Here is a 9,889-nt window from a genome sequence, read left to right on the forward strand (position 1 = left end):
GTCGTCGGGCCCTCGGAGCCACGGCTACCGCAGCCGTGGCGGGAGGTCACCGCCGCCCTTCCTGACACCCGGTGCGCACCAGGTCCCGACAAGGGCAGTGACAGAAGAATACGGGAGGTCTTGGAGGGGGTGGAAAAACGGGGGAATTTCTCCACGCGGTCTGCTGACAGAGTTACTGACAAATCAGTCTGGGGCGGGGCCGTTCCCGAGATCCAGTTCCCAGGTCTGGCCGACCAGGTCCTTGCCGAAGGAATGGTGAGGCGCCTCGTCGACGAGCCTGAATCCGGCGCGCTCGTAGAGGCGCCGGGCTGCGGCGAGCACGCTGTTGGTCCAGAGCACGAGCCGGTCGTCCCCGACCGCGCCGGCGCGCTCGATGCAGGCATCGACGAGCCTGGCGCCGACGCCGGCACCCCGCGCTTCCGGCTCGACATAGAGCAATCGCAGCTTTCCCAGCTTCGGCCGGTCGCCGCGCACCAGGAACACCGATCCCACCACGCGGCCGTCGATCTCGGCCACCCATGCCGCATCGTGGGCGGGGTCGAAGGATTGCACGAAATCGGCCAGGATGCGCGCGGCGAGCGCCTCATAGTCGCCGTTCCAGCCATATTCCTCGGCGTAGAGGACGGCCTGCCGGTGGGTGATCCAGCCGAGGTCGCCGGGTTTCAGATCGCGCAGCAGCATTTCGCGGGAACTCCCAGGTTCGAATATCCGAGTGATGGCCTTGGCGGCCGCCACCAGGCCTTTGCGCTGATCCGGCGGCAGGCCGTCGAGCAGGGAGCCCATCGCCTCGCGCGTGCCGCGCTCGAGCCCGGCGAACGCCTTGCGCCCGGCGGCCGTCAACGAGATCGGCCGCCGCCGGCCGCCCTCGGGATGCCCGGCCGTCTCGACCAGTCCGCGGTCGGTAAAGCGCTTCAGCGTGCGGCTGAGCTGGCCCCGGTCGAGGTCGAGGGCGCGCATGATCTCGGCCGCCGTGGGGTCGGCACGGTGGGCAAGCTCATAGAGGATGCGCGCCTCGGTCAGGGTGAACGGGCTCTTGTCGAGGTGGGCGTTGAGCAGGCCGAGGCGGCGGGTATAGAGCCGGTTGAAGGCGCGAAGTGCGGTTATGTCGGGGTGTTCGTCGGTCATCTGCGGTGTCCGGCATGTGTTGACTCAATCAACAACGATTTGTTGATTGAGTCAACATGTGGTTGGGGAGGCCGGATATCCGGCGGGTGAGGAGGGATGTCGAGGGGCAATGAGGGCAAGCCCCCTCGTTCCTTCCTGCCGGATATTTCGCCGCGATGGGTACCCCCACCCCTAACCCCTCCCCACAAGGGGGAGGGGAATTCTTGCGGTATGGCCGTCACGCGCCAACCCGTCGATCTGGCGGCAAGGGCGGCGAGATGGTCCCCCTCCCCCTTGTGGGGAGGGGGTAGGGGTGGGGGTGTTTCACATGCGATGCGGCTGGACGATTGTCGACGTCTCATTCCTTCCCACCCCCCTCTGGGCTGCCGCCCATCTCCCCCGCAAGGGGGGAGATTGGCAGCTCCACCGGTGCGCCCCTTCTGCCGCTCTTGAGGAACCTCGATACAAGGCCGGCGATTGGCCGGGGGTGTCGATGACGGCCCCTGAGATCTCCGGCTCTGGCTCATGACAGAGGGGAGTGGGAAGGATCGCGGGCTGGAAGGAAAATCCTGCATCCCGTGGAAAAGGTCTCCACGTGCGAAGGGGGGCACGGCATGGATCCTGGGGTCTCCGCAACGGCGCTTCGCGCCTGCTACGCCCCAGGATGACGAACGCGGGTCGGCGTGCCTCCGCGCCCCGATACAGGTCGATCAGGCCCTACGGTGATGCAACGGCGGCGGCGAGGGAGGTAGACGCATCGACGATGCGGCGGATGCGACGGCGCTTGGCGCCTCGCCGCTCCGGGATGACGACCGCGTGCCGGCGCCCCTTCAATGCAGGTCGATCGGGCCCTTGGGGGTGACGACGGCGGCGGCGAGGGAGGTGGGGCGCTCGATGACGCGGCGGACGCGCGGCGGCTGCGGGCCGCTGTGCAGCGCCCGCAGCCGGTCGCCGATCTCGGCGTCGGCATGGGTGGCGCGCTGGTTGTGGCGGACATATTCGAGCCAGGTCGGGGTGTGGTAGCTCTCGACCCAGACCTCCGGATTCTCGATGTCGCGGGCGAGCGTCCAGTGGCGGGCGCCGTCGCGGCGGCGGACACGGCGGCGCTCTGCCATGGCCTCGAGGAAGGCCGGCACGTCCTCCTCGCGGATGATGAATTCGATGCTGATCTCGATCGGGCCGCTGCGCGGCTGCACGTCGAGCGCCAGATGCGGCTCGCGGAAGCGGTTGAGCGGATCGAGGTTGAGCACGGTGTGCTCGGGCAGCGGCAGGAAGAGCCCGATGGCCGCGCCGACCAGCATGACGAGGCCGGCGGCGACGAGTGCGGTGGCTGGACCCTGGCCTTCCGCGACGAGGCCCCAGATCCAACTGCCCAGCGCCATGCCGCCGAAGGTGGCCATCTGGTAGATCGACAGCGCCCGGCCGACCACCCAGCGCGGCGTCGACATCTGCACCGAGATATTGAAATGCGACAGCGCCAGCACCCAGCAGGCGCCGCCGATGAGCAGGCCGGCGCTGGTCAGCCAGGCGTTCGAGCTCCAGGCCGCGATCCAGCTCGACAGGGCGAAGCCGATGAAGGCCGAGCGCACGATGGCCTCGCTGGTCATGCTGCGGCGGATGCGGCCGCTGATCAGCGCGCCGCCGACCGCGCCGATGCCGAAGGCGCCGAGCATGATGCCGTAGGTGAGCGGGCCGCCGGCGACGAGGTCGCGCGCCACCAAGGGCAGCAGCGCCTGGATGACGACCGCGGTGAAGCCGAAGGTGAAGCTGCGCAGCAGCACCTTGCCGATGTTGGGCGACATGGCGACGTAGCGCAGGCCGGCACCCATGGCCTGGCCGAGCGTCTCGCGCGGCAGCGTGCTCCTGGGATAGTCGGGGCGCCAGCGGAAGAGGACGAAGATCAGCGCGAAATAGCTCAGCGTGTTGACGGCGAAGGCGGCAGCGGCACCCGCCGCGGCGACGATGATGCCGCCGATGGCCGGGCCGACGCTGCGCGTCATGTTGAAGCCCATGGAGTTGAGCGCGACCGCCGCCGGCATGACCGGGCGGGGCACCATGTCGCCCACCGAGGCCTGCCACGACGGGTTGTTGAGGGCGGTGCCGCAGCCGATCAGGAAGGTGAAGGAGAGCAGCAGCCAGGGCGTGATCAGGCCGAAATAGGCGACCAGGGTGAGCAGCGCCGAGACCGCGAGCATGAAGCACTGGGCGGTGAGCATGACGCGGCGGCGGTCGTAGCTGTCGGCGAGCGCGCCCGAGGCGAGCGAGAACAGCATGATCGGCAGCGTGATGGAGGCCTGGACCAGGGCCACCATGTCGGAGGAGGTGGCGATCGAGGTCATCAGCCAGGCAGCGCCGACGGACTGGATCAGGCCGCCGAAATTGGAGGCGAGGCTTGCGAACCAGACCGAGCGGAAGATGCCGTGCTTGAGTGGCTCGAGCGCCGAGCCCTGCTCGATCTTGTGGTCGTCCATGCGCCACAGCCGGCCCAGCCGGCTGTCCTCGTTCTGAATCGCGTCGCCACGACTAGACCACGATCGGCGGGCGGGGTGAACCCATTTGTCGGCCGCGGCATGGGCCAGCAGGCGCGCCGGTGCGGGCCAGACGGTTCAGAAGCCGGTTTCGATGCGCTCGAAGATGACGTTGGTGAAGGACGAGATCTGGGCGCCGATGAACGGGCCGGTGAGTGCGGTGACCAGCAGGATCGCCACGATCTTGGGCACGAAGGTCAGCGTGATTTCCTGGATCTGGGTCAGCGCCTGGACGAGCGCGATGCCGACGCCGACCAGCATGGCGACCGCCACGGCGGGTCCCGATGCGGTCAGCACGGTCCAGATGGCGTACTGGACCAGGTCGAGGGCATCGGCCTCGTTCACGCCGGCGTGGCCTTGATCGAGACCCCGGGATTGATGACGACCTGCTTGCCGTCGGTGAGCACGGCGACGACGCCGTCCTTGAACAGGCGCACCTCGGCGACGACGCCGGAGGTCTTGCCGTCCGGCGAGGTGACCGTCCGGCCGATCAGCGCGTCGGCCTGGGCGAGCGCCGAACCCTGCAGGATCTGGTCCAGTCGCGAGTTCATCTGCACCGACTGCTCGACCTGCGAGAAGGTGGCGAGCTGCGCCACGTATTCGGTCGAGTCCATCGGCTTGGTCGGGTCCTGGTTCTTCATCTGCGCGACGAGCAGCTTCAGGAACGAGTTGTAGTCGACCTGCGCCTTGGACGCCGCCGACTGGGTGCCCGTGGCCGTCTTGGTGCTGGTGCCGACGGGCGGGGTGGTGGTGTAGTCGATGGCCATCAGAATGTGCCTCCGGCGGCGACGCGTGCGACCGGCTGCTCGGCTTCGGTGCCGGCCATGACGCGCTGTTCGAGGGGATAGAGCGAACGGATGGTCCTGAGCGCCTCGTAGACGTGATCCTCGGCGACGAGGCGATCGACGTGCTTGAGGCTCGCCAGGATCTCGGGGTCGTCGAAGGTGGCGAGCAGCAGCGGCAGCGAGCGCCGGAACATTTCGCGCGCGTCGCCGGCGCCGTCGGGATCGATCAGCATCACCTGCAGGATGAAATAGAGCTGGCGCAGCGGCGTCGACGCCTGCTCGGGCTGCAGCACGTGGCCCTCGAGCAGGAACTGCACGTCGTTGAGCAGCTCGAGCGAGACCTTGCGGTCGACGCGGATGACCGCGCCGTTGACGTAGATCTTCTCGTTGGCCTTCAGCGAGATCTTCAGCGTGTTCTTCATTGGATGCCGTCGCGGATGATCTGCGAGACTTCGATCAGGCCGTCGAAGCTGTCGCGGCGGCCCTGGCGAATGTCCTCGGCCTCGCGCAGGAGCCACAGGCCGATGGAGATGAGGTTGGCGCGCAGCTCCTTGGGCAGGGCGTTCTCGGGGTTGCCGAGGTCGTCCATCAGCGAGGTCCAGATGCGGTTGGTGAAGTTGAGCGCCTCGACGGCCTCGCGCGACTTGGGGCCGGCCTCGTTCGCCTTGATCAGCAACTCGACCGAACGGCTGAGCAACTGGCGTTCGCGATCCCGCGCGTCGGCGACGGAATCGGTCTGAATGTCGGCATAGGAGAATTGATACATATGCGTCTCTTTGGCTTGCCGTTCAGGACAGGTAGTTGAGGATGCTCAGCTGCTGGATGCGGGCGGTGATGGCGTAGGATTTCTCGATCTGCGACAGGAGTTCGGAGACCCGGTTGGAGGCCCGGTAGGGATCGACGCCCTCGGTGTCGAGGATGTGGCGCTCGAACAGGTCCATCTGCATCTTGATGCGGTCGGTGGCGCCGCTGACGCGCTGCTCGATGATGCCGGTCTGCGCCTCGAGCTGGCTGATCTCGCCGATGGCGACGCCGATGGTCGAGACGGCGCGGTTGACCAGCACCTTGCGGGCGGCATTGCCGACATTGCTGTCGAGCAGGTCGCCGACGACCGCCGACATCATGGCGATCTTGCGGATGCCCTCGTCGTTGGCGCTGACCGAGGTCTCGGTGGTCTCGTTGAGCGTGATGCGGCTGGTGATGCCCTGGTCGGTGGCGTTGGACCATGTGCCCTGCCAGCCGGCGCCGAGGAAAATCGGCTCGACGACGGTGGTGAGGAAGTCGTCCATCTGGGCGGCGGTGATGCCCTGGGCCGCCGGATCGTCCTTGGCGAAGGTGAAGTAGCCGGCGAAGGCCGCGTCGAAGGCCGCCTTGGCGGGCGAGCCCGGCTGGAAATCGTTGAGCGGCCTGACGTCGGTGTTGGTGCCGGCGAACAGGTATTCGCCGTTGAGGCTGGTGTTGAGCACCGAGGTCAGCGTGTCGAGCGTGCTGCGCGCGCTCTTCTGGGTGAGCGCGTAGGCCGCGTCGCCGGAGGCCGAGCTGGTGAGGCTCGACAGGAACGACTGGGCGGCGTCGCCGATCTGGATGAGGCCCTTCTGCGTGGCCGCCAGCCGCGACGAGACCAGGCCGTTGGAATCGACGATGCCGGAAAGCCGCTCCAGGTCGCGGTTGAGGGTGACCGACTGGGCCGTGCGGGCGCCGAGCGCCAGGCCCCTGTCGGCGACGAAGCCGGTGGTGGCCTCCTTCTGAACCCTGGTCAGTTCGGCCTGCTGGCGCAAGATCGAATAGCGCAGTGCGCTGGAGACCGCCGAGGACGAGACGAAGGTGGTTTTCATCGACTACCTCACCGCCGCAAGCAGGGCCTGCAGCATGTCGTCGACCGCCTTGATGAGGCGAGCCGAGGCCTGGTAGGCCTGTTCGAGGTCGAGCAGCAGCGACATCTCGACGTCGACATTGACGGCGGTCTCGTTGGACAGCGCCTCGGCGGTGCGCACGGCGAGCGCCTCCTTCGTCTCGGAAGCGGCCGAGGCCTGCTTGCGCATGCCCTCGAACCAGCCGATGGCATTGGTGGTGAAGTCGCTGAGGCTCGAATTGGTGCTGATGCCGGCCGCCGGATCGAAGGCCATGGGCTCGCCGATGCGGTCGCCATAGGCGATCAGCAGTCCGGCGTAGGAGGCGTTGTTGGCCGGGTTGCGGTTGTAGGCCGCGCCATTGATGCCGCCGTCGCGCAACAGCTTCGGATTGCCGCCGGCGAGCGGATCGACGGCGAGGCTGAGGCTGATCGAGCCGGCGAGGCCGTTGACCAGCGTGCCGGCGGGCGGCACGGCGGGCGATCCCGACCAGGTGAACAGGCCGGTGGCGTCGGGTGATCCGGCCGCGGTTTCACGGAAGGCGGTGATGAGGCCGCGGGCCGTCTCGTCGAGCTGCGCCTGCATGGTGACGGCGATGCTGTCGCGCAGCTGCAGCATGGCGGCGAGCTTGCCGGCCGCGTCGGTGTTGGCGCCGGTTCCGGGCTGGAGCGGCACGCCGTCGATATAGACCTTGTTGCCGGGCGCGCCCGGGGCGTAGCCGGCCGAGGGCGAGAAGGTGACGGCGCGCGGCACGGTCTCGAACAGCGTGATCCCGTCGGTGGTCGTGATGACCATGTCGTTGTCGCCGCGGGTGAAGGTCGAGACCGGCACGATCTCGGAGATCTGCTTCAGGATCGCATCGCGCTGGTCGAGAGAATCGTTGACGTCGCGGCCGGTGCGCGTGCCGGCCATGATCGCCTTGTTGGCCTGCTCGAAATCGGAAAGCAGCTTGTTGAGATCGTAGACGGCCGTGGCGATGTCGCTGTCGGTGCTGGTGCGGAAACTCTGGATCGCGTCGCTGCCGTCGTTGAGCGTGCGCACCACCTGGCGGGCGGCGTCGATGGCCGCCACGCCGAGGTTCTGGTTGGAGGGCGCGGCGGAATAGAGCTGCATCGCCTCCTGGAACTTGCCGAGCACGGTGGCCGGCGAGGTGGCGTTGTCGCTGCCGTTGACGTCGAGCGTGAGCCGCTGCAGGCCAGCGAGCAGGGTGCTCTGTCCGGAGAAGGAGGCGAGCGCCGAGAGGTTCTGCCGGAACAGCAGGTCGTTGGTCACGCGCTGGATCGCGACCACCCGCGCGCCGGGCCCCGTGCTCGAAAGCAAGGCCGTTCGGCGCGCATAGTCGGGGTTCTGCGCTTCCGAGACGTTGCGGGAAACGGTGCTGGTCTGGCGCGAGGTGTTCTGGAGCGCCGATTGGGCAATGCTGAGAGCAGACGTCAGGGACATGCGCAGTCTTTCGCGGGCCTAGGGCCCGTCAATCCTATCTCTTCAGGTTGACGAGGATATCCATGAGGTCCGCGCCGGTTTGGAAGACCTTGGAATTGGCGGTGTAGTTGCGTTGGGACTCGATCATGTTGGTGAGTTCCTCGGCGATGTCGACGTTCGAGTTCTCGAGCGCGCCCGACACGATCTTGCCGTTCTTGCCCTCGGTCGGCCAGCCGATGCTGATGGCGCCCGAATCCGCGCTCTGGCCGAAGACGTTGCCGGAGATGACGGTCAGCTTGTCGGGGCTCGGCACGTTGGCCATGGCGATCGAGAAGATCGCCTTCATCGAGCCGTTGGCGTACTGGGCGTAGACGGTGCCGTCCTTGTCGATCTCGATGCGCTCGATCTTGCTGAGCGGGCTGCCGTCGAGCACGGCCTTGGAGACGCTGTAGGGCGCGTCGGCCTGGGTCATGCCGGACAGGTCGATGGTCAGCGGGGCGCCGCCCGGCACCGTCAGGGTGATGTCGGTCGCGCTGCCCGCGGCAAGCTTGCCCGCCGCGTCGAAATCGAGCGTCTCGGTGCTGAGGGGGCCGCTGGCATAGGGGAAGCCGCCGCCGGCTGCCGCCTGCGCCTGGTCGAACACCGCGACCTCCCACTCACCGGCGGCCGTCTTGGTGAGGTAGACGTCGAGGATGACCTGGCCGCCGCCGCTGTTGTAGGCGACGAGCGAGGATTTTGCGGTGTAGGCCGGCGTGGCGCCGCCTGCACCGTTGGCGGACGGCAGGTTGGCCGCTGCGACGGGGTTGGCACTGCTCGGCAGGTTGGCCGCGAACTTGCCGTTTTCGCTGGCAGCCCATTGCGGCGTCGTGTCGTCGATCCTGATCGGCGCGATGTCACCGGGGTTGACCGGCGCATCCGGACGCGGGCCGTTGGCGAGGTCCCAGCCCAAGAGCCTGTAGCCGGCGGTGTTGACGAGGTAGCCGTCCTTGTCGGGCACGAAGGCGCCGGCGCGGGTCAGGAACGAGGTGCCGCTCGGGTCCTGGACCACGAAGAAGCCGTCGCCGTCGATGGCAAGGTCGGTCACCGAGGTGGTGTACTGCAGCGCGCCCTGCTTGCTGATCGAGTTGATCACCGTGGTGGTGACGCCGCCGGAATTGTAGCTGCCGGCGGTGCTGGGCAGCACCAGCGACGAGAATTCCGTCGAGGCGCGCTTGTAGCCGGTGGTGCTTGAATTGGCGATGTTGTCGGCGACCGTCGAGAGCCGGTTCGCCTGGGAGTTCATCCCCGACACGCCGGTCCGCATCATTCCGTAGAGGCTCATCGATGGTCTCCCCAAATCTCATGCCACGAGAGTAAGCTACGTGGCATGTCTTGCGCGAGGCTGGCGGCTCAGGTCAGACGATCAGGCGGTAGCCGAGGAAGCGCTTGGAATCGATCGGGTCGTGGCCGAGACGCTCGCGCAGCTTCTTGCGCAGCTTGCTGATGTGGCTCTCGACGACGTTTTCTTCGACTTCTTCGTCGAAGACGCCATAGATGGCGTTGAACACCTGGGTTTTGGTGACGCGGCGGCCGCTATTGCTTGCCAAGTATTCGAGAATGCGGCGTTCGCGGCGCGGCAAGGGCAGCGGCTCGCCGTCGATCTCGGGATCGCGGCCATCCATGAAGATGCGCATCGCACCGATCTGGGTGAAGCCGGTGTCCTCCTGGGCGCGGCGGCGGATCGCCGAGATGCGTGCCAGGATCTCGCGGATGTGGACCGGCTTGCGAATGACGTCGTCGACGCCTGATTCGAAGAGCTTGAGGGTGTTTTCGAGGTTGTTCTGCTCGCTGAGCGCGATCACCGGTGCCTTGGTGCGGTCACGCAGCTGGCGCGGCGAGATGGCGCCTTCCCGGCAGTCGCCGATGAGGAAGGCGCGAACCGAGCGGAGATCCTCGTCGGGAGCGCTCGAAACCCATTCGCCGAATTCGGTCGAGCGGAACCCCGCGCAAGCCACGCCTTCCCTGTCGAAAAGCGAATTATATCCCTTGGTGACGAGCTCGCGCTCGTCGACAACCACTATCATCGGCCCCGCCTCCGAATCGAAAAGTTAATGCCCCGTTAACCAATCGGTAGCGGTCGTCGGCGGGTGTCTCCAATCGCGAGATTTTGCCTGTATTTTTTGGGGAGTCGTGAATCGCGCAGGTTGCAGCACTGCACGAC

At 67.1% G+C, this 9,889-nt stretch carries 10 protein-coding genes; all 10 read right to left on the reverse strand.

The window, feature by feature from the left end:
- Positions 1 to 183: 183 nt before the first annotated feature.
- Positions 184 to 1,125: a bifunctional helix-turn-helix transcriptional regulator/GNAT family N-acetyltransferase gene (locus AmiPiv_RS07445; RefSeq protein ID WP_340036705.1), complete on the reverse strand. Its 942-nt coding sequence runs from the start codon at positions 1,123 to 1,125 to the stop codon at positions 184 to 186.
- Between the two features lie 809 nt (positions 1,126 to 1,934).
- Entirely contained in the window at positions 1,935 to 3,575 is a 1,641-nt protein-coding gene (locus AmiPiv_RS07450) for an MFS transporter (protein WP_340036706.1), read from the reverse strand.
- Between the two features lie 135 nt (positions 3,576 to 3,710).
- Positions 3,711 to 3,977: a flagellar biosynthesis protein FliQ gene (fliQ, locus tag AmiPiv_RS07455; RefSeq protein WP_340036707.1), complete on the reverse strand. Its 267-nt coding sequence runs from the start codon at positions 3,975 to 3,977 to the stop codon at positions 3,711 to 3,713.
- Positions 3,974 to 4,399: a flagellar hook assembly protein FlgD gene (gene flgD, locus AmiPiv_RS07460; protein WP_340036708.1), complete on the reverse strand. Its 426-nt coding sequence runs from the start codon at positions 4,397 to 4,399 to the stop codon at positions 3,974 to 3,976. The genes fliQ and flgD overlap by 4 nt, the downstream gene beginning before the upstream one ends.
- Complete coding sequence (gene flbT / locus AmiPiv_RS07465; protein ID WP_340036709.1) at positions 4,399 to 4,839, reverse strand: flagellar biosynthesis repressor FlbT; 441 nt, start codon at positions 4,837 to 4,839, stop codon at positions 4,399 to 4,401. Before flbT ends, flgD begins: the two co-directional genes overlap by 1 nt.
- Positions 4,836 to 5,183: a flagellar biosynthesis regulator FlaF gene (gene flaF, locus AmiPiv_RS07470; protein ID WP_340036710.1), complete on the reverse strand. Its 348-nt coding sequence runs from the start codon at positions 5,181 to 5,183 to the stop codon at positions 4,836 to 4,838. Before flaF ends, flbT begins: the two co-directional genes overlap by 4 nt.
- A 22-nt stretch (positions 5,184 to 5,205) precedes the next feature.
- Positions 5,206 to 6,252, reverse strand: coding sequence for a flagellar hook-associated family protein (locus AmiPiv_RS07475; protein WP_340036711.1), 1,047 nt, complete (start codon positions 6,250 to 6,252; stop codon positions 5,206 to 5,208).
- 3 nt (positions 6,253 to 6,255) lie between these two features.
- The gene (gene flgK, locus AmiPiv_RS07480; RefSeq protein ID WP_340036712.1) at positions 6,256 to 7,710 is read right to left on the reverse strand and encodes a flagellar hook-associated protein FlgK; all 1,455 of its coding nucleotides are present in this window, start codon (positions 7,708 to 7,710) and stop codon (positions 6,256 to 6,258) included.
- A 34-nt stretch (positions 7,711 to 7,744) separates the two neighbouring features.
- Positions 7,745 to 9,010, reverse strand: a complete 1,266-nt coding sequence (locus AmiPiv_RS07485; protein ID WP_340036713.1) for a flagellar hook protein FlgE — start codon at positions 9,008 to 9,010, stop codon at positions 7,745 to 7,747.
- 73 nt (positions 9,011 to 9,083) lie between these two features.
- Positions 9,084 to 9,752, reverse strand: coding sequence for a response regulator transcription factor (locus AmiPiv_RS07490; protein ID WP_340036714.1), 669 nt, complete (start codon positions 9,750 to 9,752; stop codon positions 9,084 to 9,086).
- Between the last annotated feature and the right edge of the window lie 137 nt (positions 9,753 to 9,889).

Origin of the sequence: Aminobacter sp. Piv2-1, assembly GCF_037625995.1 — a bacterium.
GTDB lineage: Bacteria > Pseudomonadota > Alphaproteobacteria > Rhizobiales > Rhizobiaceae > Aminobacter.

Bases quoted from the DNA above. Each gene is read 5' to 3' on its own strand.
- AmiPiv_RS07445 (WP_340036705.1), bottom strand. From the start codon at position 1,125: ATGACCGACGAACACCCCGACATAACCGCACTTCGCGCCTTCAACCGG.
- AmiPiv_RS07450 (WP_340036706.1), bottom strand. From the start codon at position 3,575: ATGGACGACCACAAGATCGAGCAGGGCTCGGCGCTCGAGCCACTCAAG.
- flgD (WP_340036708.1), bottom strand. From the start codon at position 4,399: ATGGCCATCGACTACACCACCACCCCGCCCGTCGGCACCAGCACCAAG.
- flbT (WP_340036709.1), bottom strand. From the start codon at position 4,839: ATGAAGAACACGCTGAAGATCTCGCTGAAGGCCAACGAGAAGATCTAC.
- flaF (WP_340036710.1), bottom strand. From the start codon at position 5,183: ATGTATCAATTCTCCTATGCCGACATTCAGACCGATTCCGTCGCCGAC.
- AmiPiv_RS07475 (WP_340036711.1), bottom strand. From the start codon at position 6,252: ATGAAAACCACCTTCGTCTCGTCCTCGGCGGTCTCCAGCGCACTGCGC.
- flgK (WP_340036712.1), bottom strand. From the start codon at position 7,710: ATGTCCCTGACGTCTGCTCTCAGCATTGCCCAATCGGCGCTCCAGAAC.
- AmiPiv_RS07485 (WP_340036713.1), bottom strand. From the start codon at position 9,010: ATGAGCCTCTACGGAATGATGCGGACCGGCGTGTCGGGGATGAACTCC.
- AmiPiv_RS07490 (WP_340036714.1), bottom strand. From the start codon at position 9,752: ATGATAGTGGTTGTCGACGAGCGCGAGCTCGTCACCAAGGGATATAAT.